Genomic DNA, 22,976 nt, shown 5'->3' with positions numbered 1-22,976 from the left:
TTCGTCCCGAGTCGTTGTCTCGAGTCGCTCGTCCCAAGTAGTTATCCGAGTCCGAGGAAGTTGGTCCAGCCGTGGTTTTGGGGTTCTCGATCGCCCTGATCGTCTTCAGCCTGCTGCTGATGCTGCTGGTGCTGATGCACAAGGGAAAGGGCGGCGGCCTCTCCGACATGTTCGGTGGCGGCATGCAGTCGTCCGTCGGCGGCTCCTCGGTCGCCGAGCGCAACCTCGACCGGATCACCGTGGTGGTCGGTCTGCTCTGGTTCGCGTGCATCCTCGTGCTCGGCCTGCTGATGAAGGCGAACAACTGACGCGGCACGTCGACCGTCCCGCACCCGCACACGTAAAGCCCCATGTCCGGTACGCGCCTCACCGCGCCGCCTATCATGGGGCTTGCGTCTGAGCGCTGGAGCTTGTAACTCCAATCACTGGACGCGCGTTGGGCCTTACGTAGACTGAGGCGCTCGCGGCGAAGTGAAACGCCGACTCGCTTCGCGGCACCATCACGCAGGGAGTTACGACCGTGGCAAGTGGCAACGCGATCCGGGGAAGCCGGGTCGGGGCGGGGCCGATGGGCGAGGCCGAGCGTGGCGAGTCCGCGCCCCGTCTGCGCATCTCCTTCTGGTGCTCCAACGGACACGAGACACAGCCGAGCTTCGCGAGCGACGCCCAGGTCCCCGAGACCTGGGACTGCCCGCGCTGCGGCTTCCCCGCCGGACAGGACCGGGAGAACCCGCCCGACCCGCCGCGCACCGAGCCCTACAAGACGCACCTGGCGTACGTGCGCGAGCGCCGCAGCGACGCGGACGGCGAGGCGATCCTCGCCGAGGCGCTCGCCAAACTGCGCGGCGAGATCTAGCGGACGGCCCCCGCCGGACAGGCCCCTGGTTACCGGCCCTGGTTCCGGACACGATCGGACGCCTTCACTTCTGCTCCGTTAGGTTGGACCAGCCGGGACAGCTGGTCACCTGAGAGAGAAGGCTGAAGTCCGACATGAACGCAGACGGTCGTAACAGGCTCCACCAGACGCCCGAATGGACCGCGCTGGCCAAGCACCGCGAGCAGCAGGGCGAGGTGCGGCTGCGCGAGCTCTTCGCCGCGGACCCGGGGCGCGGCAGCGACTGGTCGCTCCGTGTGGGAGACCTGTACGTCGACTACTCGAAGCACCTCGCCACCGACGAAACCCTCCGGCTGCTGCGGGAACTGGCCGTCGCGACGGACGTGTCCGGGCTGCGCGACGCGATGTTCCGCGGTGAGCGGATCAACATCACCGAGGACCGTGCGGTGCTGCACACCGCGCTGCGGGCGTCGCGGGACGCGGTGATCGAGGTCGACGGCGAGAACGTCGTGCCGAAGGTGCACGCCGTCCTCGACAGGATGGCCGCCTTCGCCGGCCGGGTCCGCTCCGGCGAGTGGACCGGCCACACCGGCCGCCGTATCCGCAACGTCGTCAACATCGGCATCGGCGGCTCCGACCTGGGCCCGGCGATGGCGTACGAGGCGCTGCGCGCCTTCACGGACCGCTCGCTGACCTTCCGGTTCGTCTCCAACGTCGACGGCGCCGACCTGCACGAGGCGGTCCGCGATCTGGACCCCGCCGAGACGCTGTTCGTCGTCGCGTCCAAGACCTTCACCACCATCGAGACGATCACCAACGCCACCTCCGCCCGGAGCTGGCTCCTCGATGCCCTCGGGGACGAAGCCGCGGTCGCCCGGCACTTCGTCGCCCTGTCGACGAACGCCGGGAAGGTCGCCGAGTTCGGTATCGACACGGCCAACATGTTCGAGTTCTGGGACTGGGTCGGCGGACGGTACTCGTACGACTCGGCGATCGGGCTGTCCCTGATGATCGCCATCGGCCCGGACCGCTTCCGGGAGATGCTGGACGGTTTCCGTCTGGTCGACGAGCACTTCCGCACCGCCCCCGCGGAGTCCAACGTGCCGCTGCTGATGGGGCTGCTGGGCGTCTGGTACGGCAACTTCCACGACGCCCAGTCGCACGCGGTACTGCCGTACAGCCACTACCTGTCGAAGTTCACGGCGTATCTCCAGCAGCTCGACATGGAGTCCAACGGCAAGTCCGTCGACCGCGACGGGCAGCGGGTGGAGTGGGAGACCGGGCCGGTCGTCTGGGGGACGCCGGGGACCAACGGGCAGCATGCCTATTACCAGTTGATCCATCAGGGCACGAAGCTGATCCCGGCGGACTTCATCGGCTTCGCCGAGCCGGTGGGGGAGCTGAGTGACGGGCTGAAGGCCCAGCACGACCTGCTGATGGCGAACTTCTTCGCCCAGACCCAGGCGCTGGCCTTCGGGAAGACCGCGGACGAGGTACGGGCGGAAGGGGTGCCGGAGGATCTGGTCGCGCACAAGACCTTCCGGGGCGACCGGCCGACGACCACGATCCTCGCCCGCGAGTTGACTCCGTCGGTGCTGGGGCAGCTGATCGCGCTGTACGAGCACAAGGTGTTCGTGCAGGGGGCGGTGTGGAACGTGGACTCGTTCGACCAGTGGGGTGTGGAGCTGGGGAAGGTGCTGGCCAAGCGGGTGGAGCCGGCGTTGACGGAGGGCGCGGAGGTGCCGGGGCTCGACGCGTCCACGGAGGCCCTCGTGGCGGTGTACCGGGAGTTGCGCGGGCGGGAGTGAGGCGCGGACGGTGACGGGGTGGGGCGGCGGGTTCTTCGCCCCCGCCGTCCCTTCCCTTCCCGTCCCTGGGGGGGGGTGCCCCCAGACCCCCTCATCGGCCTTCGGCCTCGTCCTCACACGCCGGACGGGGTGATTCAGTGTGCTTCGTAGAGGGCTTTCGGCAGTCGGGAGGCCGCCGGCTCGTCCAGGAGCCACAGGGTGCGGGTCCTGCCGCGGGCGCCCGCTGCGGGGGCCTGGATCTCGCCCGTGCCCGCCAGGGCCATCGCCACCGCGTTCGCCTTGTCCTCGCCCGCCGCCAGCAGCCACACCTCACGGGCGGTGCGGATCGCGGGAAGAGTGAGCGAGATGCGGGTGGGCGGTGGCTTGGGGGAGCCGTGGACGCCGATGACCGTGAGCTCCGTCTCCCGGACGCCGGGGTGCTCCGGGAAGAGCGACGCCACGTGCGTGTCCGGGCCGACGCCCAGCAGCAGGACGTCGAACGAGGGGACCTCGGCGTGGTTCTCCGGGACGGCCGCCCCCGCCAGTTCCCGCGCGTACGCCGCAGCGGCGGCCTCCACGTCCGTGCCGTGGGGGCCGTCGGACGCCGGCATCGCGTGCACGCGCTCGGGGTCCAGCGGCACCGCGTCGAGCAGCGCCTGACGCGCCTGGGTGACGTTGCGCTCCGGGTCGCCCTCGGGCAGGTAGCGCTCGTCGCCCCACCACAGGTCGAGGCGGCCCCAGTCGATCGCGTCCCGCGCCGGGGAGGCGGCGAGCGCGGCGAGCAGGCCGTTGCCGTTGCGGCCGCCCGTGAGGACCACGGACGCGCTGCCCCGGGAGGCCTGCGCGTCCACGATCCTCGTGATCAGGCGGGCCGCCGCGGCCTCGGCCATCAGCCCCTTGTCGCGGTGCACGACCAGCTGCGGGGTGTCGCTCATTTCGCCGCCGCCTTCCTCACCGGTGCCTCCTCCTGCGCCGCGTCCTTCGCGGGAGCTTTCGCAGCCGTCCCGACGGGGGCCGCGGCGGCGCCGCCCCGTTCGTCCGCGCCTCCTTTGGCCGGCGCGTCCGGCGCGTCCGACGTGTCCGGCGTGTCCGGCGTGTTCAGCCGGTCCACCCCGTACCGCAGCGCCGAGGCGTACGTGTCGTCCGGGTCCAGGCGGCGCAGCTCCTCCGCGATCAGCTCGGCCGTCTCACGGCGCTTGAGCGCGACCGCGCGGGCCGGCTGGCCGTGGATGGACAGGTTCGCCAGCGAACCGTCGGCCCGGTCCAGGACCACCGGACCGCCGTCGGTCTCCATCCGGACCGCCGTGAGACCGGGCCCTTCCGACGCCGAACGCTTGACCGGCACGGCGAGCCGGTCCGCGAGCCACATGGCGAGCAGCTCGCAGCTCGGGTTCAGCTCCTCGCCCTCCACCTCGACCGCCTGCACCTCGCAGTCGACCTGGTCGAGGGCCGCCGCCAGCATCGAGCGCCACGGCGTGATGCGGGTCCAGGACAGGTCGGTGTCGCCGGGCGCGTAGGCATCCGCGCGGGCGGCCAGCTCCCGTATCGGCTCCTCGCAGGCGTAGGTGTCGGTGACCCGGCGCTGGGCGAGGGCGCCCAGGGGGTCCTTCGCCGGATCGAGCGGCGCGTTGACCGGCCACCAGACCACGACCGGTGCGTCCGGCAGCAGCAGCGGCAGGACCACCGACTGGGCGTGGTCGACGACGTCGCCGTACAGCCGCAGCACGATCGTCTCGCCGGTGCCCGCGTCGGCACCGAGGCGTACCTCGGCGTCGAGGCGGGAGCGGGTGCGGTCCCGCGGGGAGCGCGAGACCCGCTTGATGACGACGAGCGTGCGCGAGGGGTGCTCGTGCGCGGCGTCGCTCGCGGCCTTCAGCGCGTCGTAGGCGTTCTCCTCGTCGGTGACGATGACCAGGGTGAGCACCATGCCGACCGCCGGGGTGCCGATCGCCCGCCGGCCGAGGACCAGCGCCTTGTTGATCTTGCTGGCCGTGGTGTCCGTGAGGTCTGTCTTCATGGGCGGCGCCAGCTCCGTCCGTCTCGCTCCAGCATGTCGTCGGCCTCGACGGGCCCCCAGGTCCCGGCCGGGTACTGCGCCGGAGTGCCGTGCTGGTCCCAGTACTCCTCGATCGGGTCGAGGATCTTCCAGGACAGCTCGACCTCCTCGGTGCGCGGGAACAGGTTGGCGTCGCCCAGGAGCACGTCCAGGATCAGGCGCTCGTACGCCTCCGGGCTGGACTCGGTGAAGGACTCCCCGTAGGCGAAGTCCATCGACACGTCGCGGATCTCCATCGACGTGCCCGGCACCTTCGAGCCGAAGCGGACGGTGACGCCCTCGTCGGGCTGGACGCGGATGACGATCGCGTTCGAGCCCAGCTCCTCGGTGGCCGTCGTGTCGAAGGGGGAGTGCGGGGCACGCTGGAAGACCACCGCGATCTCCGTGACCCGGCGGCCCAGGCGCTTGCCGGTGCGCAGGTAGAAGGGGACGCCCGCCCAGCGGCGGTTGTCGATCCCGACCCTGATCGCGGCGTAGGTGTCGGTCTTCGACTTGGGGTCGATACCGTCCTCTTCGAGGTAGCCGACGGCCTTCGCGCCGCCCTGCCAGCCGGCCGCGTACTGGCCGCGCACGGTGTCCCGGCCCAGGTCCTTGGGGAGGCGGACCGCGCCGAGGACCTTGGTCTTCTCCGCGGCCAGCGCGTCCGCGTCGAAGGAGGCGGGCTCCTCCATCGCGGTCAGGGCGAGCAGTTGGAGGAGGTGGTTCTGGATGACGTCGCGGGCGGCGCCGATGCCGTCGTAGTAGCCGGCCCGGCCGCCGATGCCGATGTCCTCGGCCATCGTGATCTGCACGTGGTCGACGTAGGAGCGGTTCCAGATCGGCTCGAACATCGTGTTGGCGAAGCGCAGCGCCAGGATGTTCTGGACCGTCTCCTTGCCCAGGTAGTGGTCGATCCGGAAGACCTGGTCCGGGGCGAAGACCTCATGGACGATCGCGTTCAGCTCCTCGGCCGACCTCAGGTCGTGTCCGAAGGGCTTCTCGATCACCGCGCGGCGCCAGGAGCCGCTCGACTGGTCGGCCAGGCCGTGCCGCTTGAGCTGCTGGATGACCACCGGGAAGGACCTCGGCGGCACCGACAGGTAGAAGGCGAAGTTGCCGCCCGTGCCCTGTGCCTTGTCCAGCTCCTCGATGGTGCCGCGCAGCCGCTCGAAGGCGTCGTCGTCGTCGAAGGTGCCCTGGACGAAGCGCATCCCCTGGATGAGCTGCTGCCAGACCTCCTCGCGGAACGGGGTGCGGGAGTGCTCCTTGACGGCGTCGTGCACGACTTGGGCGAAGTCCTCGTGCTCCCAGTCGCGGCGGGCGAAACCGACGAGCGAGAAGCCCGGCGGCAGCAGACCCCGGTTGGCGAGGTCGTACACGGCGGGCATGAGCTTCTTGCGGGACAGGTCGCCGGTGACGCCGAAAATGACCAGACCCGACGGCCCCGCGATGCGCGGGAGCCGTCGGTCTGCGGGGTCACGCAGCGGATTGCTGCTTGACAATTCTCAGCCCTTCGAGGGAGCGAGGCGCTTGAGCTCCGCCTCCGTGGACTTCAGCAGGTCGTTCCAGGACGCCTCGAACTTCTCGACGCCCTCGTCCTCCAGGAGCTGGACCACCTCGTCGTAGCCGATGCCGAGCTTCTCGACGGCGTCGAGGTCGGCGCGGGCCTGCTCGTACGTCCCGGCGACGGCGTTGCCGGTGATCTCGCCGTGGTCCTCGGTGGCCAGCAGGGTGGCCTCCGGCATGGTGTTGACGGTGTTCGGCACGACCAGGTCCGTGACGTACATGGTGTCGCTGTACGCCTTGTCCTTGACGCCGGTCGACGCCCACAGCGGACGCTGCTTGTTGGCGCCGGCCTTCTCCAGGGCGGCCCAGCGGTCGGTGCCGAAGGCCTCCTCGTACGCCTCGTAGGCGAGACGGGCGTTGGCGACGGCGGCCTTGCCGCGCGCGGCCTTGGCCTCGTCGGTGCCGAGCGCGTCGAGCCGCTTGTCGATCTCGGTGTCCACGCGGGACACGAAGAAGGACGCCACGGAGTGGATCTGCGACAGGTCCAGGCCGCGCTCCCTGGCCTTCTCCAGGCCGGTCTGGAAGGCGTCCATGACCTTGCGGTAGCGCTCCAGGGAGAAGATCAGCGTGACGTTGACGCTGATGCCCAGGCCGATGGTCTCGGCGATCGCGGGCAGGCCCGCCTCGGTGGCCGGGATCTTGATGAACGTGTTCGGCCGGTCCACCAGCCACGCCAGCTGCTTGGCCTCGGCGACCGTGGCGTGCGTGTTGTGCGCCAGACGCGGGTCCACCTCGATGGAGACCCGGCCGTCCTTGCCGCCGGTGTTGTCGAAGACCGGACGCAGGATGTCGGCGGCGTCGCGGACGTCCGCCGTGGTGATCATGCGGATGGCCTCTTCGACCGTGACCCCGCGCACCGCGAGGTCGGAGAGCTGCTGGTCGTAGCCGTCGCCCTGCGAGATCGCCTTCTGGAAGATCGACGGGTTGGTGGTGACGCCCACGACGTGCTGCTGGTCGATCAGCTCCGCCAGGTTGCCGGACGTGATCCGCTTGCGGGACAGGTCGTCCAGCCAGATCGCGACGCCTTCGTCGGAGAGGCGCTTGAGTGCGTCTGTCATGGAAAATGCATCTCCTACGTGTCGTGTACGAGCGTCAGCGCTGAGCCGCGGCGAGGGATTCCCGCGCGGCGTCCGCCACGTTCTCGGCGGTGAAACCGAACTCCTTGAAGAGCACCTTGCCGTCCGCGGACGCGCCGAAGTGCTCCAGGGAGACGATGCGGCCGGCGTCCCCCACGTACTTGTGCCAGGTCAGGCCGATCCCGGCCTCCACCGCGACCCGGGCCCGCACGGACGGGGGCAGGACGCTGTCCCGGTACCCCTGGTCCTGCTGCTCGAACCACTCGACGGACGGCATGGACACCACCCGGGTCGGCACCCCGCCGGCCTGCAGCTGCTCGCGCGCCTCCACGGCGACGTGCACCTCGGAACCGGTCGCGATCAGCACGACCTGGGCGTCACCACCGTCGGCCTCGAACAGCACGTAGCCGCCCTTGGCCGCGTCGTCGTTCGGCTCGTACGTCGGCACGCCCTGGCGGGTCAGCGCCAGACCGTGCGGCTGGCCCTTGCCGAACTCCTTCGTCCAGCGGCGCAGGATCTCGCGCCAGGCGATCGCCGTCTCGTTGGCGTCGGCCGGGCGGACCACGTTCAGACCCGGGATCGCGCGCAGCGAGGCCAGGTGCTCGACCGGCTGGTGGGTCGGGCCGTCCTCGCCCAGGCCGATGGAGTCGTGCGTCCACACGTACGTCACCGGCAGGTGCATCAGCGCCGACAGGCGGACGGCGTTGCGCATGTAGTCGGAGAAGACCAGGAAGGTCCCCCCGTAGATGCGGGTGTTGCCGTGCAGCGCGATGCCGTTCATCTCCGCGGCCATCGCGTGCTCGCGGATGCCGAAGTGGATGGTGCGGCCGTACGGGTCCGCCTCGGGCAGGGGGTTGCCCGCCGGGAGGAAGGACGACGTCTTGTCGATCGTCGTGTTGTTCGAGCCGGCCAGGTCGGCCGAGCCGCCCCACAGCTCGGGCACGATCGCGCCCAGCGCCTGGAGCACCTTGCCGGACGCGGCGCGCGTGGCGACGCCCTTGCCCGTCTCGAAGACCGGGATCTTCTCCTCCCAGCCCGCCGGCAGCTCGCCCTTGGCGACCCGCTCGTACTCGGCGGCGCGCTCCGGGTTGTTGTCCTTCCACTGCTGGAAGGACTTCTCCCACACCGTGCGGGCCGCCTGACCCTTCTCCAGGGCCTTGCGGGTGTGCGCGATGACCTCGTCGGAGACCTCGAAGGACTTCTCCGGGTCGAAGCCCAGGACGCGCTTGGTGGCCGCGACCTCCTCGTCGCCGAGCGCCGAGCCGTGCGCGGCCTCGGTGTTCTGCGCGTTCGGGGCGGGCCAGGCGATGATCGAGCGCATGGCGATGAAGGACGGCCGGTCGGTGACCTGCTTGGCCGCCTCGATCGCGTCGTAGAGCGCGTTCGGGTCGAGGTCGCCGTCGGGCTTCGGGGCGACGCGCTGCACGTGCCAGCCGTAGGCCTCGTACCGCTTGCAGGTGTCCTCGGAGACCGCGGTCTCGGTGTCGCCCTCGATGGAGATGTGGTTGTCGTCCCACAGCAGCACCAGGTTGCCGAGCTTCTGGTGGCCCGCGAGGGAGGACGCCTCGGAGGAGATGCCCTCCTGGAGGCAGCCGTCACCTGCGATGCAGTAGACGAAGTGGTCGAACGGGGACTCGCCCGCGGCGGCCTCCGGGTCGAACAGGCCGCGCTCGTAGCGGGCGGCCATCGCCATGCCCACCGCGTTGGCGACACCCTGGCCCAGCGGGCCGGTCGTGGTCTCCACGCCCGTGGTGTGGCCGTACTCCGGGTGGCCCGGGGTCTTGGAACCCCAGGTGCGGAAGGACTCCAGGTCCGCCAGCTCCAGGCCGAAGCCGGCCAGGTACAGCTGGGTGTAGAGGGTCAGGGACGAGTGGCCGGCGGACAGCACGAAACGGTCGCGCCCGACCCAGTTCGCGTCGGCGGGGTCGTGCCGCATCACCTTCTGGAAGAGGGTGTAGGCGGCGGGCGCCAGGCTCATCGCCGTACCCGGATGGCCGTTGCCAACCTTCTGTACGGCATCGGCGGCCAGGACGCGGGCGGTGTCCACGGCCCGCTGGTCCAGTTCGGTCCACTCGAGGTCTGTGGTGGTCGGCTTGGTGCTCACCCTGAGTCAGGGCTCCTCTCCACATGTCGGATGCCGGTGCACGCGTGCACCGGCTGCCGGCGCGTCCGTGAGTCGGCCGGCCGCTGTCGAGCCTACCCCCGTAAGTACGTGCGTTTTTCCCTGGAAACCAGAGTGCCGGGAGTCTTCTCGGTCTGCCTGTCGACCAGCGCAAACCGTATTCGGCAAGTGAATACGCAGCCGCTCATCTGACTGCTCAATGGGACCGGTGGACGCACGTCGGAGCGGGGCCGCCAACACGAGCCCACCCCCGCGGATGGCGAGGTACGGGCAACGTCTAAAGTGGCGTGGTACGCGCGAGCCTTTACCGGCACTTCACACGGTCGGGCTTGCTGGGATGTCTCTGTCAGGGGTGTGCGTGACGGCCGTTGAATCCCGTCCTGCGGGGGTTATCGGGACGAGCCAGGGCCCGAGTCACCGGCCGTTCGGGGCCCGTGTCAAGGCTTTCGTGGCGCTGACCAAGCCGCGGATCATCGAGCTTCTGCTGATCACCACTGTTCCGGTGATGTTCCTCGCCGAGCAGGGTGTTCCGAATCTGAAGCTGGTGCTGCTGACCTGTGTCGGCGGTTATCTCTCCGCCGGCGGCGCCAACGCGCTGAACATGTACATCGACCGCGACATCGACGCGCTGATGGACCGGACCTCGCAGCGTCCGCTGGTGACCGGCATGGTCAGTCCGGCCGAATGCCTGGTCTTCGGCATCGCGCTCGCGGTCGTCTCCACGCTGCTTTTCGGATTCACCGTCAACTGGCTGTCGGCCTGGCTCTCGCTCGGGGCGCTCCTCTTCTACGTCGTCGTCTACACGATGATCCTCAAGCGCCGCACCTCGCAGAACATCGTCTGGGGCGGCATCGCCGGCTGCCTGCCGGTCCTCATCGGCTGGTCGGCCGTGACCAACTCGATGTCCTGGGCGCCGATCATCCTCTTCGGCGTGATGTTCTTCTGGACGCCGCCGCACTACTGGCCGCTGTCCATGAAGGTCAAGGACGACTACGCACGCGTCGGTGTGCCGATGCTCCCGGTGATCGCGTCCAACAAGGTGGTCGCCCGGCAGATCGTCATCTACAGCTGGGTCATGGTCGTCGTCTCGCTGCTGCTGACGCCGCTCGGCTACACCGGCTGGTTCTACACGGCCGTCGCCCTGCTGGCCGGCGGCATGTGGCTGTGGGAGGCGCACGGGCTGCAGAACCGGGCCAAGGCCGAGGTCACGGGCGGCAAGCTGAAGGAGATGCGGCTGTTCCACTGGTCGATCACCTACGTTTCGGTGCTGTTCCTGGCGATCGCGGTGGACCCCTTCCTGCGCTGAGCGCTCTCGGCGAGCCGTCCGACGGGCGGGGCGCGTGGTCAAGGCCACGCACCCCGCCCGTCGCCGTTCGATCTACCCGTCGGTAGCATCCTGGTCATGGCAGACACGGAGCAGGCGGACACGGGGCAGGCGGACACGGGGCAGGCCGGCGCGAAGGGCGGCTGGGCCGACCGGTGGGACGCGTTCGAGGTGACCCGGACGGCCAAGCGGATCGACGCCTTCGCCAAGGCCCACGGCGGTGCCGAGGCCCAGGTGGCGTACCTCGGTGAGCGCGGGGCCCGGATCGTGCTCGTCGGTGCGGACGGCGCCTGGGGCGACCTGGTGGCGCGGACCCACGAGCGGGCGCGGAAGGCCGTGGAACAGTCCGGGATCACCGTCCACGACGACTTCGACGGCGAGTTCGCGGCCAGGGTCACCACCGGCCGCTACGAGTGGTCCCGCATGGCCGGTCTCCAGATCGGCGGGCGGGGCAACCCCGGAACCGGGCGGGACAACACCTGAGACCGGGCCGGGCGAATACCTGGGGCCGGGCCGAGCAACACCTGAGACCGGGTTCACCCGTTAGGACCGTAGGAAGCGCGCACGGCGCACGAGCCGCGAGGCGCGCGGGCCGCGAGGCGCACGGTCCCAGCAGGGGGAGCCCGGATGATCGAAACGCCGTCCCTGGTCGACCAGTACTGCCACGGCGTCCTGAGAACGGAGCTGGGCCTCGGCACCTTCGAGGCCCAGCTGGCCCGCACCGAGGGCCCGCCAGCGCCGGGCACCACCCTCTTCGACACCCAGACCGGCTTCGCGGTACGCCGCTGGTGCCCGCCCCTGCTCGGCCTGGAACCCCACTGCCCGCCCGCCCGGTACCTGGCCCGGCGCCGTGAACTGGGCGTCATGGAGGCCGACCGCCGGCTGCTGCGCGGCAGCGGCATCACGACCTACCTGGTCGACGCCGGACTGCCGGGCGACCTCACCGGCCCCGCCGAGATGGCCGCCAGCGCGGACGCCGACGCCCGCGAGATCGTGCGCCTGGAACTTCTGGCCGAGCAGGTCGCGGACACCTCGGGCACCGTCGAGTCTTTCCTCACCAACCTCGCCGAGGCGGTGCACGGAGCCGCCGTCCACGCGGTCGCCTTCACCTCCGTCGCGGGGGTACGGCACGGGCTGGCCCTCGCTCCGGAACCGCCCGGCGCCGGTGAGGTGCGCGGGGCCGCCGCCCGCTGGCTGACCGGGCGCGAGGTCGGCGGCGAGCTGAGCGACCCCGTGCTGCTGCGGCACCTGCTGTGGATCGCCGTCGCCTCCGGCCTGCCGCTCCAGCTGCACGCGGGCCTCGGCGAACCGGGCCTGCGCATCGACCGCACCGACCCGGTGCTGCTCACCGACTTCGTCCGGGCCACCGCCGGCCTCGGCACCGACCTGGTCCTGCTGCACGGCTACCCGTACCACCGCCACGCCGCCCACTTGGCCGGCGTCTTCCCGCACGTCTACGCCGACTCCGGCGCCGCCCTGGTGCGCACCGGCGCCCGCGCCGCGACGGTCCTCGCGGAGATCCTTGAGCTGGCGCCCTTCGGCAAGATCCTCTTCTCCAGCGGCGCCCAGGGCCTGCCCGAACTGCACGTGGTGGCCGCCGGCCTGTTCCGCGAGGCCCTCGGCCGGGTGCTGGGCGCCTGGGTCTCCGAGGGTGCGTGGTCACTGGTGGACGCGCAACGGGTGGCGGCGATGATCGCGTGGGGGAACGCGGGGCGGGTGTACGGGCTGGAGCAGGAACGGCGGGTGTACGGGCCGGAGTGAGCAGGAACGGCGGGTGTACGGGCCGGAGCAGAACACCGACACTGGGCGGATGCCGACCGACGCCCTGCTCGACCGCTTCCTCGCCGGCCTCGCACCCCTCGACCCCGTCGCCGTCTGGGCCCACGGCTCGCTGGGCGGAGGCGACTACCAGGAGGGCCGCAGCGACCTCGACCTGATCGCGGTGCTGCCCCGGTCGGCCACGGCCCGCACGGCCTGGCGGCTGGGGCTGCTGCACGCCTCCTTGCGCGCCGAACCCCTGGCCGGGCTGCTGCACTGCAGCTACCTGTCGCCCGGCGCCGCCGTCGACCCGGAGCAGCGGCACCTGACATGGGCGCACCGGCAGCTCTTCAAGCGGACGGTCACGCCGGTCACCCGGCACGAACTCCACAGCTTCGGACGTGTCCTGCACGGCGAGTCGCCGGAGCACCTGCTGCCGTCGGTCCCGGAACCGGAACTGACCGGATTCGTCGTCCGTGACCAGCGCGACTTCTGGCGGCCCGCGGTGCGCAGGGCGGAGCTGTGGCGGCAGGACGTCTGGGTCGACCTGGGCCTGCTCACCTTCGCCCGTGCCACCCTCACGCTGCGGGAGGGCCGCCTGATCACCAAGCGGCAGGCCCTGGACGAGCTGCCCGCCCTGGGCGCTCCCGGCGAGGTCGTCGAGGACGTGGCCGAGCGGCGCTACGGGAGCCCCGGGCCGGGCACCGAGGAGTGGATCACCCGTCGGGCCGGTCTGACCCGGAGCTACTTCGGCCCGGCCATCGACACGCTGCTGGGCGCGTGGTCCTGACCGGGCAGCCCGGGCACCGTCTCCTCCGGCCGCTCGCGCAGCGCCAGCAGCACGCGGAGCACCGCGATCCACACCAGGCACGAGCCCAGCATGTGCAGGCCCACGAGGACCTCGGGCAGGTCGGTGAAGTACTGGACGTAGCCCACCACACCCTGCGCGAGCAGGACCAGGAACAGGTCGCGGGTGCGGGACAGCGGGCCCTTGGGGGCGTCGACCGCCTTCAGTACGAACCACAGCGCGAAGGTCAGGGTCACCACGATCCAGGCCAGGACCGCGTGGGCCTTGCTCACCATCTCCCAGTCGACCGGCATCCGCGGCACGTCGCTGGAGTCGCCCGCGTGCGGGCCCGCGCCGGTGACCACGGTGCCGACCGCGATCAGCAGGACCGAGACGCCGGTCAGGACCCACACCAGCTGCTGGATCGCCCTGCCGACCAGGGGGCGCGGCGCCCCGTCGCCCTCCCGGGTGCGCTGCCACATCACGGTTGCCACGGCGATCAGGGCCGTGGACAGCAGGAAGTGGGCCGCGACCGTGTACGGGTTGAGGCCGACCAGGACCACGATGCCGCCGAGGACCGCGTTGCCCATGACGACCCAGAACTGCGTCCAGCCCAGCAGCGTCACACCGCGCCGGTACGGCTTCTGCGACCGGGCGGCGATGATCGCCCAGCCGACCGCGGCGCACAGGACGTACGTCAGCATGCGGTTGCCGAACTCGATCACACCGTGGACACCCATCTCGCTCGTCGAGGTGAGCGAGTCGTCGGTGCACTTGGGCCAGGTCGGGCAGCCGAGGCCCGAGCCGGTGAGGCGTACGGCACCGCCGGTGACGACGATGACCACCGCCATGGCGAGCGCGACGAGGGCCGCCCGCTGGACCGTCCGGGGTTGCGGGGTCCAGCGAGCGGCGATGAAGGCGAGCGGATTGCGCATGGCGGCTGCGGCGTCGGCGCGCGTCACGTTTGGCACGCCGTCCATCGTAGGCGCCCGCTTGTGCACGCTTTCACGAGGGTCGGGGTCCCGGCACGGGCCGCTATTCCCAGCGGAAGAACTTCCCGGCCGCCGCGAGCCCCGCGACCGCCCACACCGCGAGGATCCCCAGGTCGCCCCACGGCATGTCGGCGCCGTGCTGGAGGACGTCCCGCAGTCCGTCGGACAGGGCGGAGATCGGCAGCAGGCCCAGTACGCTCTGCGCCGCGTCCGGGAACCTGTCCAGCGGCACGATCACGCCGCCGCCCACGAGCAGCAGCAGGAAGACCAGGTTGGCGGCGGCCAGGGTGGCCTCAGCCTTCAGCGTGCCCGCCATCAGCAGCCCGAGACCGGAGAACGCGGCGGTGCCGAGCAGCAGGAGCAGCAGTACGGCCGCCGGGTTGCCCTGCGGCGACCAGCCCAGCGCGAAGGCGATGACCGTCAGCAGCGCGATCTGGAGGACCTCGGTGACCAGCACCGACAGCGTCTTCGCGGTCATCAGGCCCCAGCGGGGCAGTGGCGAGGCGGCCAGCCGCTTCAGCACCCCGTAGCGACGCTCGAAGCCGGTGGCGATGGCCTGTCCGGTGAACGCCGTCGACATCACCGCCAGCGCGAGGACGCCGGGGGCGAGGAAGTCGACCGACTCCCCGGTGCCGGTGTCGACGATGTCGACGGAGCTGAACAGGACGAGCAGCAGCGTCGGGATGACCACCGTCAGGAGCAGTTGCTCGCCGTTGCGCAGCAGCATCTTCGTCTCGAGCACGGCCTGCGCCGCGATCATGCGCCCGAGGGGCGCGGCACCGGGCTGCGGCGCGTACGCTCCGGTCGCCCCCCTCGGTCCGGTCGCCCCGGTCGTCGTGGTGGTCACCCGCGCAACTCCCTACCCGTCAGCTCAAGGAAAACGTCCTCCAGTGTGTGCCGTTCCACCGAGATGCGGTCCGGCATCACCCCGTGCTGGGCGCACCAGGAGGTGACCGTCGCCAGCAGTTGCGGGTCGACCTCGCCGTTCACCCGGTAGGTGCCCGGGGTCAGCTCGGCCGCCGCGGAGTCCGGCGGGAGCGCCTTGAGCAGGGAGGCGATGTCCAGTCCCGGCCGCCCGGAGAACCGCAGGGTGTTCTCGGCGCCGCCGCGGCACAGCTCCTCGGGCGAGCCCTGGGCGATGACCCGGCCGGCGTCGATGACGGCCACGTCGTCGGCCAGTTGTTCGGCCTCGTCCATGTGGTGCGTGGTGAGGATCACGGAGACGCCGTCGCCCCGCAGGTCCCGGACGAGGTCCCAGGTGGCACGGCGGGCCTGGGGGTCGAGTCCGGCGGTCGGTTCGTCCAGGAACACCAGCTCCGGACGCCCGACCACGGCCATCGCGAGGGCGAGCCGCTGCTGCTGGCCCCCGGACAGCCTGCGGTACGTGGTCCGGCCGCACGAGTCCAGGCCGAGCCGCTCGATCAGCGCGTCGACGTCCAGGGGGTGGGCGTGCAGCTTCGCGACGTGGCGCAGCATCTCGTCGGCGCGGGCCCCGGAGTAGACGCCGCCGGACTGGAGCATCACGCCGATCCGCGGTCGCAGTGCGGCGCCCTGGCGGACCGGGTCGAGGCCCAGGACGTGCACCGTGCCGGAGTCCGGCCGCCGGTACCCCTCGCAGGTCTCGACCGTGGTCGTCTTGCCCGCGCCGTTGGGTCCGAGTACGGCGGTGATCCCCGCCCGGGCCGTCAGGTCGAGGCCGTCCACCGCGGTCTTCGTGCCGTACCGCTTCACCAGGGCCTGCACCTGGACCACGGGCTCGCTTCGCATGGTTCACGAGTCTAGGGAGGCGGCCGGACGGCCGGGCGCGGGGGTGTGGAAAACCCCTCTCCGGAGTGCTTCCTCTCCGGATCGCCCCCCCGCTCGGGATCGCCTCCGCTCCGGAGTCCGCCTCCGGAGCGCAGAGGAACTCGCTCTCCTGAGCGCAGCGGGACTCGTGCCCGCGGGCGGCCCTATTCCCGAGGGCGGTGCAGGGGCAGCCAGCGTTCCGCGTAGGCGACCGCGTCGGGAAGCGGGAACAGCCGGGCCTCGGCCGCTCCGACCGTGCCGCGTACGACGGGGCGGTCCCGTTCGAAGTCGTGGCCCAGTTCGTCGAAGCCCTCCGACGTGATCGACACCTCGGTCACCCGCTCCCATCCCACCGGTCCCGGGCGCCCCACCTCCACCAGCGGGGAGGGGATCCGGTACTCGGCGAGGTGGAAGGCGGTGCAGGTGTCGTAACCCGTGCCGAGCAGCAGGACCCGGGCGTCGAGCCGTTCCAGCGTGGCCAGGGGGCTCCGTTCCCCGAGCCGGCAGTCCGCCGCGTGGCCCGCGATCACCTCGGCGGCCCGGGCGCCGAGCGCCGCGAAGGAGGTCTGCGGATGGGCGCTGCGCCGGGCGCCGGGCCAGGTGCGCACCGTCTCCGGAACGACGCCGACGCCGAGCGAGGGCGTGATAAGGGGGTCGTAGGCGGGCGTCGCGGCGCGCACGGTGTCCCACCACTCCTCGGGCACCGGCGGGTTCGTCCACAGGGCCGGGTCGGAGAGGTCGCCGGTCTGGGTCGGCACCACCAGGGTGCCGCCCGGACGGAGGACGTCGAGCAGCGCCTGGACGACCGCGACGGGCCCTCCGCAGACCCAGCCGAGCGCGCTGAGGGAGGAGTGCACGAGGAGGGTGTCGCCGGTGCGCACGCCCAGTTCGCGCAGCCCGGCGGCGAGCGTGCCGCGGGTGACGAGTGGGCCGGTCGGAGGGGGTGTGGGCATGCGGGGGAGTGTTCCCGAAGGAGGGAGCGAACGCCATCCGATTGCCTCCCGGATGATCGATCAGGGATCGTTTCCGCAGGTCACCTTAGGTATGCCTAAGTGACGCAGGGCACCGTCGGATGATCCGGACGCGGCTTGCCCGGCCCGGAGGAATTACGCAACAATGGCGTTGTGAAAAACGTTGGCGAGGCTCCGCAGGAGGAACTCGCGACCGGTGAGCGGTCGACCCGCAACCGTGTCGCGCGCTCCATCCTGGACCACGGGCCGTCGACCGTCGCCGAGCTCGCCGGACGCCTGGGCCTGACCCAGGCCGCCGTCCGGCGCCACCTCGACGCGCTGGTCGCCGACGACGTGGTCGAGGCCCGCGAGCAGCGGGTCTACGGCGCGCGCACGCGCGGGCGGCCCGCCAAGGTCTTCGCGCTCACCGACTGCGGCCGGGACGCCTTCGACCAGTCGTACGACAAGCTGGCCGCCGACGCCCTGCGCTGGATCGCCGAGCAGGAGGGCGGGGAGCAGGCGATCGCCGCCTTCGCCCGCGCCCGGATCGCCGCCCAGTCGGGCGCGTACCGCAAGGCCGTCGAGTCCGTCCCCGCCGAGCGGCGCGCGGAAGCGCTGGCCAAGGCCCTGAGCAAGGACGGGTACGCTGCTGCCGCGCGCAGCGCGCCCCACCCCCAGCAGGGCGAGCAGCTGTGCCAGCACCACTGCCCGGTCGCCCACGTCGCGGAGCAGTTTCCGCAGCTGTGCGAGGCGGAGACGGAATTTTTCGCCGAGCTGCTCGGTACGCATGTACAGCGGCTCGCGACCATCGCGCACGGCGACGGCGTCTGCACCACGTTCATTCCGAAGACTTCGCACGCGCCACCCACGGCGCGCGCGACCGAGAACACCGCTAACGCATCTGCAAGCACGGCCGGGAGGAACCCCGCATGACTCTCCCCACGGAGACTGCTCACCCTGAGCTCGAGGGCCTGGGCAAGTACGAATACGGCTGGGCCGACTCCGACACGGCCGGCGCCTCTGCCAAGCGTGGCATCGACGAGGACGTCGTCCGCGACATCTCCGCGAAGAAGAACGAGCCGGAGTGGATGACCAAGCTCCGCCTCAAGGGCCTGCGCCTCTTCGAGAAGAAGCCGATGCCGAACTGGGGCTCGGACCTGTCGGGGATCGACTTCGACAACATCAAGTACTTCGTGCGCTCCACGGAGAAGCAGGCGGCGTCCTGGGAGGACCTGCCCGAGGACATCAAGAACACGTACGACAAGCTCGGCATCCCCGAGGCGGAGAAGCAGCGCCTCGTCGCCGGTGTCGCGGCCCAGTACGAGTCGGAGGTCGTCTACCACCAGATCCGCGAGGACCTGGAGGAGCAGGGCGTCATCTTCCTGGACACCGACACCGCCCTGAAGGAGCACCCGGAGCTCTTCAAGGAGTACTTCGGCACCGTCATCCCCGTCGGTGACAACAAGTTCGCGTCGCTGAACAGCGCCGTGTGGTCCGGCGGCTCCTTCATCTACGTGCCGAAGGGCGTGCACGTCGAGATCCCGCTCCAGGCCTACTTCCGTATCAACACGGAGAACATGGGCCAGTTCGAGCGGACCCTGATCATCGTCGACGAGGGCGCCTACGTGCACTACGTCGAGGGCTGCACCGCGCCGATCTACCAGTCGGACTCGCTGCACTCCGCGGTCGTCGAGATCATCGTCAAGAAGAACGCCCGCTGCCGCTACACGACCATCCAGAACTGGTCGAACAACGTCTACAACCTGGTCACCAAGCGCGCCGTGGCGTACGAGGGCGCGACCATGGAGTGGATCGACGGCAACATCGGCTCCAAGGTGACGATGAAGTACCCGGCCGTCTACCTCATGGGCGAGCACGCCAAGGGCGAGACCCTGTCCATCGCCTTCGCGGGCGAGGGCCAGCACCAGGACGCCGGCTCCAAGATGGTCCACATGGCGCCGAACACCTCCTCCAACATCGTCTCGAAGTCCGTGGCACGCGGCGGCGGCCGCACCTCCTACCGCGGTCTCGTCGAGATCGGCGAGGGCGCCCACGGCTCCAAGTCGAACGTGCTGTGCGACGCCCTGCTCGTCGACACCATCTCCCGCTCCGACACGTACCCCTACGTGGACGTCCGTGAGGACGACGTGTCCATGGGCCACGAGGCGACCGTCTCCAAGGTCTCCGAGGACCAGCTCTTCTACCTGATGAGCCGCGGTCTGAGCGAGTTCGAGGCGATGGCGATGATCGTGCGCGGCTTCGTCGAGCCGATCGCCAAGGAGCTGCCCATGGAGTACGCCCTCGAACTCAACCGGCTGATCGAGCTGCAGATGGAGGGCGCGGTCGGCTGACCCCGCCCCCGCAGCAGTCCCCAGATTCAGGAACGCAGGAAGAGAGCAGACCGACAGCCATGGCTGAGGCTCAGAACATCCCCGTGGGCTCCACCACCGCGGGCCAGATCGCGGTGGCCGCCGAGTCGACCGTCGCCACGCGCATGAGCGCGCCCGCGTCCTTCGACGTGGCGGACTTCCCGGTCCCGCACGGCCGCGAGGAGGAGTGGCGGTTCACCCCGCTGGAGCGGCTGCGCGGGCTGCACGACGGCACCGCCGCCGCCACCGGCGACGGCGTGAAGGTCGACATCGACGCCCCCGAGGGCGTCGTCGTCGAGACCGTCGGCCGCGACGACGCGCGCATCGGCAGGGCCGGCGCCCCGGTGGACCGGGTCGCCGCCCAGGCCTACTCGGCGTTCGAGAAGGCCGGCGTGCTCACCGTCCCCAAGGAGACGGTGCTCACCGAGCCGATCCGCATCGCCGTGCACGGCGAGGGCGGCACCGCCTACGCACACCAGGTCGTCGAGCTGGGCGCCTTCGCGGAGGCCGTGGTCGTCATCGACCACACCGGCGACGCGGTGCTCGCCGCCAACGTCGACTACGTCCTGGGCGACGGTGCCAAGCTGACCGTCGTCTCGGTCCAGGACTGGGACGACAAGGCGGTGCACGTCGGCCAGCACAACGCCCTCGTCGGCCGCGACGCGACCTTCAAGTCCTTCGTCGTCACCTTCGGCGGCGACTTGGTCCGGCTGCACCCGCGGGTCGCGTACGCCGGTCCCGGCGGCGAGGCCGAGCTGTTCGGCCTGTACTTCACCGACCAGGGCCAGCACCAGGAGCACCGCCTCCTGGTCGACCACAACATCCCGCACTGCAAGTCGAACGTCGTCTACAAGGGCGCGCTGCAGGGCGACGACGCGCACGCCGTCTGGATCGGCGACGTGCTCATCGAGGCCGCCGCCGAGGGCACCGACACCTACGAGATGAACCGCAACCTCGTCCTCACGGACGGCGCGCGGGTCGACTCCGTGCCGAACCTGGAGATCGAGACCGGTGAGATCGTCGGCGCCGGCCACGCCTCCGCCACCGGCCGCTTCGACGACGAGCAGCTCTTCTACCTGATGGCGCGCGGCATCCCCGAGATCGACGCCCGCCGCCTGGTGGTCCGCGGCTTCTTCGCCGAGCTGGTCCAGCAGATCGGCGTCGCGGACATCGAGGAGCGTCTGATCGCCAAGATCGAAGAGGAGCTGGAGGCGTCGGTCGGATGACCTTCGTACGCGTCTGTGGAGCGGACGAGCTGGAGGAGGACACCCCGAAGCGGGTGGAACTCGACGGCACGCCGGTCTCCGTCGTGCGGACCGGGGGCGAGGTCTTCGCGATCAACGACATCTGCTCGCACGCGAACGTCTCGCTGGCCGAGGGCGAGGTCGACGACTGCCACATCGAGTGCTGGCTGCACGGCTCGCGCTTCGACCTCCGTTCCGGCAAGCCCGACAGCCTTCCGGCGACGCGCCCCGTTCCCGTTTACCCCGTAAAGATCGAAGGGGGCGGCGTCCTCGTTGACGTACGCGCCTCCCTCACCCAGGAGTCCTGAGGCACCCATGGCAACGCTTGAAATCCGAGACCTGCACGTCACCGTCGAGGCCGACAACGCCACGAAGGAGATCCTCAAGGGCGTCGACCTCACCGTGAAGCAGGGCGAGACGCACGCCATCATGGGCCCGAACGGCTCCGGCAAGTCGACCCTCGCCTACTCGCTCGCGGGTCACCCCAAGTACACGATCACCGGCGGCACCGTCACGCTCGACGGCGAGGACGTCCTGGAGATGTCCGTCGACGAGCGCGCCCGCGCCGGCCTCTTCCTCGCCATGCAGTACCCGGTCGAGGTCCCCGGCGTCTCCGTCTCCAACTTCCTGCGCACCTCCGCCACCGCCGTCCGCGGCGAGGCCCCCAAGCTGCGGCACTGGGTCAAGGAGGTCAGGGAGACCATGGAGCGCCTCAACATGGACCCCTCCTTCGCCGAGCGCAACGTCAACGAGGGCTTCTCCGGCGGTGAGAAGAAGCGCCACGAGATCCTCCAGCTGGAGCTGCTCAAGCCGAAGATCGCGATCCTCGACGAGACCGACTCCGGCCTGGACGTCGACGCCCTGCGCGTCGTCTCCGAGGGCGTCAACCGGGTCCGCGAGACCGGCGAGGTCGGCACCCTGCTGATCACGCACTACACGCGCATCCTGCGCTACATCAAGCCCGACCACGTGCACGTCTTCGCAGGCGGCCGCATCGCCGAGTCCGGCGGCGCCGAGCTGGCCGACAAGCTGGAGGCCGAGGGCTACGAGGCATACACGAAGGGCGGCGCATCCGAGTGACACAGCTGCCGGGCCTCCTCGACACCGAGGCGATCCGCAAGGACTTCCCGATCCTGGACCGCCGGGTCCACGACGGGCGGAAGCTCGTCTACCTCGACAACGCCGCGACCTCGCAGACCCCCCGCCAGGTCATCGACGTGCTCGACGAGTACTACGAGCAGCACAACGCCAACGTCCACCGTGGCGTGCACGTCCTCGCCGAGGAGGCCACGGCGCTGTACGAGGGCGCGCGTGACAAGGTCGCGGAGTTCATCAACGCGCCCTCGCGCGACGAGGTGATCTTCACCAAGAACGCCTCGGAGTCCCTCAACCTGGTCGCGAACATGCTGGGCTGGGCCGACGACCCCTACCGCGTGGACCACGAGACCGAGATCGTCATCACGGAGATGGAGCACCACTCCAACATCGTGCCGTGGCAGCTGCTCGCGCAGCGCACCGGTGCGAAGCTCCGCTGGTTCGGCCTCACGGACGACGGCCGCCTGGACCTGTCCAACGTCGACGAGGTCATCACCGAGAAGACGAAGGTCGTGTCCTTCGTCCTGGTCTCCAACATCCTGGGCACCCAGAACCCGGTCGAGGCCATCGTGCGCCGCGCCCAGGAGGTCGGGGCACTCGTCTGCATCGACGCCTCCCAGGCCGCGCCGCACATGCCGCTGGACGTGCAGGCCCTCCAGGCCGACTTCGTGGCCTTCACCGGCCACAAGATGTGCGGCCCGACCGGCATCGGCGTGCTGTGGGGGCGCCAGGAGCTGCTGGAGGACCTCCCGCCGTTCCTCGGCGGCGGCGAGATGATCGAGACGGTCTCGATGCACTCCTCCACCTACGCCCCCGCCCCGCACAAGTTCGAGGCGGGCACGCCCCCCATCGCGGGCGCGGTCGGCCTGGGTGCCGCGATCGACTACCTGAACTCGATCGGCATGGACCGGATCCTGGCGCACGAGCACGCGCTGACCGAGTACGCGGTCAAGCGGCTGCTCGAGGTCCCCGACCTGCGCATCATCGGCCCCACCACGGCCGAGGAGCGCGGCGCCGCGATCTCCTTCACGCTCGGCGACATCCACCCGCACGACGTGGGCCAGGTCCTCGACGAGCTGGGCATCGCCGTCCGGGTCGGACACCACTGCGCCCGCCCCGTCTGCCTGCGCTACGGAATTCCTGCGACCACCCGAGCGTCGTTCTATCTGTACTCCACGCCGGCCGAGATCGACGCGCTGGTCGACGGCCTGGAGCACGTACGGAACTTCTTCGGCTGACAGGACGGACGAG

Annotated in this window: 22 protein-coding genes; 13 read left to right on the top strand and 9 right to left on the bottom strand. The window is 70.6% G+C overall.

The features are described from left to right. Window positions 1-71 precede the first annotated feature (71 nt). The 3 genes from secG (at window position 72) to pgi (ending at window position 2,643) form a co-directional block, all read left to right on the top strand. Window positions 72-308, top strand: a complete 237-nt coding sequence (gene secG, locus HZS56_RS15735) for a preprotein translocase subunit SecG (RefSeq protein WP_216721302.1) — start codon at window positions 72-74, stop codon at window positions 306-308. A 212-nt stretch (window positions 309-520) separates the two neighbouring features. Further along, entirely contained in the window at window positions 521-856 is a 336-nt protein-coding gene (locus tag HZS56_RS15730) for an RNA polymerase-binding protein RbpA (RefSeq protein ID WP_078856302.1), read from the top strand. Window positions 857-990: 134 nt separating this feature from the next. Continuing rightward, on the top strand, window positions 991-2,643 hold the full coding sequence (gene pgi, locus HZS56_RS15725) for a glucose-6-phosphate isomerase (protein WP_216721301.1): 1,653 nt from the start codon (window positions 991-993) through the stop codon (window positions 2,641-2,643). Window positions 2,644-2,777: 134 nt separating this feature from the next. On the opposite strand, the gene pgl is transcribed toward pgi, so the two are convergent. From pgl to tkt, 5 genes are read right to left on the bottom strand one after another with little or no spacing between them, the layout of a single operon-like run. After that, window positions 2,778-3,557 (bottom strand): 6-phosphogluconolactonase, encoded by a 780-nt coding sequence (gene pgl / locus HZS56_RS15720; RefSeq protein WP_216721300.1) that lies wholly within the window; start codon window positions 3,555-3,557, stop codon window positions 2,778-2,780. After that, a complete protein-coding gene (opcA, locus tag HZS56_RS15715; protein WP_216721299.1) occupies window positions 3,554-4,639 on the bottom strand; it encodes a glucose-6-phosphate dehydrogenase assembly protein OpcA in 1,086 nt (361 codons plus the stop codon). Before opcA ends, pgl begins: the two co-directional genes overlap by 4 nt. Further along, window positions 4,636-6,159 (bottom strand): glucose-6-phosphate dehydrogenase, encoded by a 1,524-nt coding sequence (gene zwf / locus HZS56_RS15710; protein WP_216721298.1) that lies wholly within the window; start codon window positions 6,157-6,159, stop codon window positions 4,636-4,638. The genes opcA and zwf overlap by 4 nt, the downstream gene beginning before the upstream one ends. Before the next feature lie 3 nt (window positions 6,160-6,162). Continuing rightward, a complete protein-coding gene (gene tal / locus HZS56_RS15705) occupies window positions 6,163-7,281 on the bottom strand; it encodes a transaldolase (protein ID WP_216721297.1) in 1,119 nt (372 codons plus the stop codon). Between the two features lie 34 nt (window positions 7,282-7,315). Beyond that, the gene (gene tkt, locus HZS56_RS15700) at window positions 7,316-9,403 is read right to left on the bottom strand and encodes a transketolase (protein ID WP_216721296.1); all 2,088 of its coding nucleotides are present in this window, start codon (window positions 9,401-9,403) and stop codon (window positions 7,316-7,318) included. A 355-nt stretch (window positions 9,404-9,758) separates the two neighbouring features. On the opposite strand from tkt, the gene HZS56_RS15695 reads away from it, so the two are divergent. From HZS56_RS15695 to HZS56_RS15680, 4 genes are all read left to right on the top strand, one after another. Further along, window positions 9,759-10,727: a heme o synthase gene (locus tag HZS56_RS15695; RefSeq protein ID WP_253914313.1), complete on the top strand. Its 969-nt coding sequence runs from the start codon at window positions 9,759-9,761 to the stop codon at window positions 10,725-10,727. A gap of 96 nt (window positions 10,728-10,823) precedes the next feature. Next, complete coding sequence (locus HZS56_RS15690) at window positions 10,824-11,228, top strand: hypothetical protein (protein WP_216721295.1); 405 nt, start codon at window positions 10,824-10,826, stop codon at window positions 11,226-11,228. A gap of 144 nt (window positions 11,229-11,372) precedes the next feature. Further along, complete coding sequence (locus HZS56_RS15685; protein WP_216721294.1) at window positions 11,373-12,506, top strand: amidohydrolase family protein; 1,134 nt, start codon at window positions 11,373-11,375, stop codon at window positions 12,504-12,506. A gap of 49 nt (window positions 12,507-12,555) precedes the next feature. After that, on the top strand, window positions 12,556-13,293 hold the full coding sequence (locus HZS56_RS15680) for a nucleotidyltransferase (protein WP_216721293.1): 738 nt from the start codon (window positions 12,556-12,558) through the stop codon (window positions 13,291-13,293). On the opposite strand, the gene HZS56_RS15675 is transcribed toward HZS56_RS15680, so the two are convergent. The 4 genes from HZS56_RS15675 to HZS56_RS15660 form a co-directional block, all read right to left on the bottom strand. Then, on the bottom strand, window positions 13,248-14,270 hold the full coding sequence (locus tag HZS56_RS15675; RefSeq protein ID WP_216721292.1) for a COX15/CtaA family protein: 1,023 nt from the start codon (window positions 14,268-14,270) through the stop codon (window positions 13,248-13,250). The genes HZS56_RS15680 and HZS56_RS15675 overlap by 46 nt on opposite strands. A 55-nt stretch (window positions 14,271-14,325) precedes the next feature. After that, window positions 14,326-15,042: an ABC transporter permease gene (locus HZS56_RS15670; RefSeq protein WP_253914320.1), complete on the bottom strand. Its 717-nt coding sequence runs from the start codon at window positions 15,040-15,042 to the stop codon at window positions 14,326-14,328. Between the two features lie 83 nt (window positions 15,043-15,125). After that, a complete protein-coding gene (locus HZS56_RS15665) occupies window positions 15,126-16,049 on the bottom strand; it encodes an ABC transporter ATP-binding protein (RefSeq protein WP_216721290.1) in 924 nt (307 codons plus the stop codon). A gap of 182 nt (window positions 16,050-16,231) precedes the next feature. Further along, a complete protein-coding gene (locus HZS56_RS15660) occupies window positions 16,232-17,020 on the bottom strand; it encodes an AAC(3) family N-acetyltransferase (protein ID WP_216721289.1) in 789 nt (262 codons plus the stop codon). A 171-nt stretch (window positions 17,021-17,191) separates the two neighbouring features. On the opposite strand from HZS56_RS15660, the gene HZS56_RS15655 reads away from it, so the two are divergent. The 6 genes from HZS56_RS15655 to HZS56_RS15630 are packed head-to-tail and all read left to right on the top strand — an operon-like array spanning window position 17,192 to window position 22,963. Further along, window positions 17,192-17,950, top strand: a complete 759-nt coding sequence (locus HZS56_RS15655) for a helix-turn-helix transcriptional regulator (protein ID WP_216721288.1) — start codon at window positions 17,192-17,194, stop codon at window positions 17,948-17,950. Next, on the top strand, window positions 17,947-19,368 hold the full coding sequence (sufB, locus tag HZS56_RS15650) for a Fe-S cluster assembly protein SufB (protein WP_216721287.1): 1,422 nt from the start codon (window positions 17,947-17,949) through the stop codon (window positions 19,366-19,368). Before HZS56_RS15655 ends, sufB begins: the two co-directional genes overlap by 4 nt. Window positions 19,369-19,427: 59 nt before the next feature. Then, window positions 19,428-20,612 (top strand): Fe-S cluster assembly protein SufD, encoded by a 1,185-nt coding sequence (sufD, locus tag HZS56_RS15645; protein ID WP_216721286.1) that lies wholly within the window; start codon window positions 19,428-19,430, stop codon window positions 20,610-20,612. Beyond that, window positions 20,609-20,938, top strand: a complete 330-nt coding sequence (locus HZS56_RS15640; protein ID WP_216721285.1) for a non-heme iron oxygenase ferredoxin subunit — start codon at window positions 20,609-20,611, stop codon at window positions 20,936-20,938. The genes sufD and HZS56_RS15640 overlap by 4 nt, the downstream gene beginning before the upstream one ends. Window positions 20,939-20,945: 7 nt before the next feature. Further along, window positions 20,946-21,710, top strand: a complete 765-nt coding sequence (sufC, locus tag HZS56_RS15635) for a Fe-S cluster assembly ATPase SufC (protein WP_216721284.1) — start codon at window positions 20,946-20,948, stop codon at window positions 21,708-21,710. Beyond that, the gene (locus HZS56_RS15630) at window positions 21,707-22,963 is read left to right on the top strand and encodes a cysteine desulfurase (protein ID WP_216721283.1); all 1,257 of its coding nucleotides are present in this window, start codon (window positions 21,707-21,709) and stop codon (window positions 22,961-22,963) included. The genes sufC and HZS56_RS15630 overlap by 4 nt, the downstream gene beginning before the upstream one ends. Window positions 22,964-22,976: the final 13 nt, after the last annotated feature.

It is taken from the genome of Streptomyces mayonensis (assembly GCF_018982965.1).
Classification (GTDB): Bacteria; Actinomycetota; Actinomycetes; order Streptomycetales; family Streptomycetaceae; genus Streptomyces; species Streptomyces mayonensis.
This window is presented reverse-complemented; position numbering and strand designations above follow the sequence as displayed.

Bases quoted from the DNA above. Each gene is read 5' to 3' on its own strand.
- pgi (WP_216721301.1), top strand. From the start codon at position 991: ATGAACGCAGACGGTCGTAACAGGCTCCACCAGACGCCCGAATGGACC.
- pgl (WP_216721300.1), bottom strand. From the start codon at position 3,557: ATGAGCGACACCCCGCAGCTGGTCGTGCACCGCGACAAGGGGCTGATG.
- opcA (WP_216721299.1), bottom strand. From the start codon at position 4,639: ATGAAGACAGACCTCACGGACACCACGGCCAGCAAGATCAACAAGGCG.
- tal (WP_216721297.1), bottom strand. From the start codon at position 7,281: ATGACAGACGCACTCAAGCGCCTCTCCGACGAAGGCGTCGCGATCTGG.
- HZS56_RS15695 (WP_253914313.1), top strand. From the start codon at position 9,759: ATGTCTCTGTCAGGGGTGTGCGTGACGGCCGTTGAATCCCGTCCTGCG.
- HZS56_RS15690 (WP_216721295.1), top strand. From the start codon at position 10,824: ATGGCAGACACGGAGCAGGCGGACACGGGGCAGGCGGACACGGGGCAG.
- HZS56_RS15685 (WP_216721294.1), top strand. From the start codon at position 11,373: ATGATCGAAACGCCGTCCCTGGTCGACCAGTACTGCCACGGCGTCCTG.
- HZS56_RS15680 (WP_216721293.1), top strand. From the start codon at position 12,556: ATGCCGACCGACGCCCTGCTCGACCGCTTCCTCGCCGGCCTCGCACCC.
- HZS56_RS15675 (WP_216721292.1), bottom strand. From the start codon at position 14,270: ATGGACGGCGTGCCAAACGTGACGCGCGCCGACGCCGCAGCCGCCATG.
- HZS56_RS15670 (WP_253914320.1), bottom strand. From the start codon at position 15,042: ATGATCGCGGCGCAGGCCGTGCTCGAGACGAAGATGCTGCTGCGCAAC.
- HZS56_RS15665 (WP_216721290.1), bottom strand. From the start codon at position 16,049: ATGCGAAGCGAGCCCGTGGTCCAGGTGCAGGCCCTGGTGAAGCGGTAC.
- HZS56_RS15660 (WP_216721289.1), bottom strand. From the start codon at position 17,020: ATGCCCACACCCCCTCCGACCGGCCCACTCGTCACCCGCGGCACGCTC.
- sufB (WP_216721287.1), top strand. From the start codon at position 17,947: ATGACTCTCCCCACGGAGACTGCTCACCCTGAGCTCGAGGGCCTGGGC.
- sufD (WP_216721286.1), top strand. From the start codon at position 19,428: ATGGCTGAGGCTCAGAACATCCCCGTGGGCTCCACCACCGCGGGCCAG.
- HZS56_RS15640 (WP_216721285.1), top strand. From the start codon at position 20,609: ATGACCTTCGTACGCGTCTGTGGAGCGGACGAGCTGGAGGAGGACACC.
- sufC (WP_216721284.1), top strand. From the start codon at position 20,946: ATGGCAACGCTTGAAATCCGAGACCTGCACGTCACCGTCGAGGCCGAC.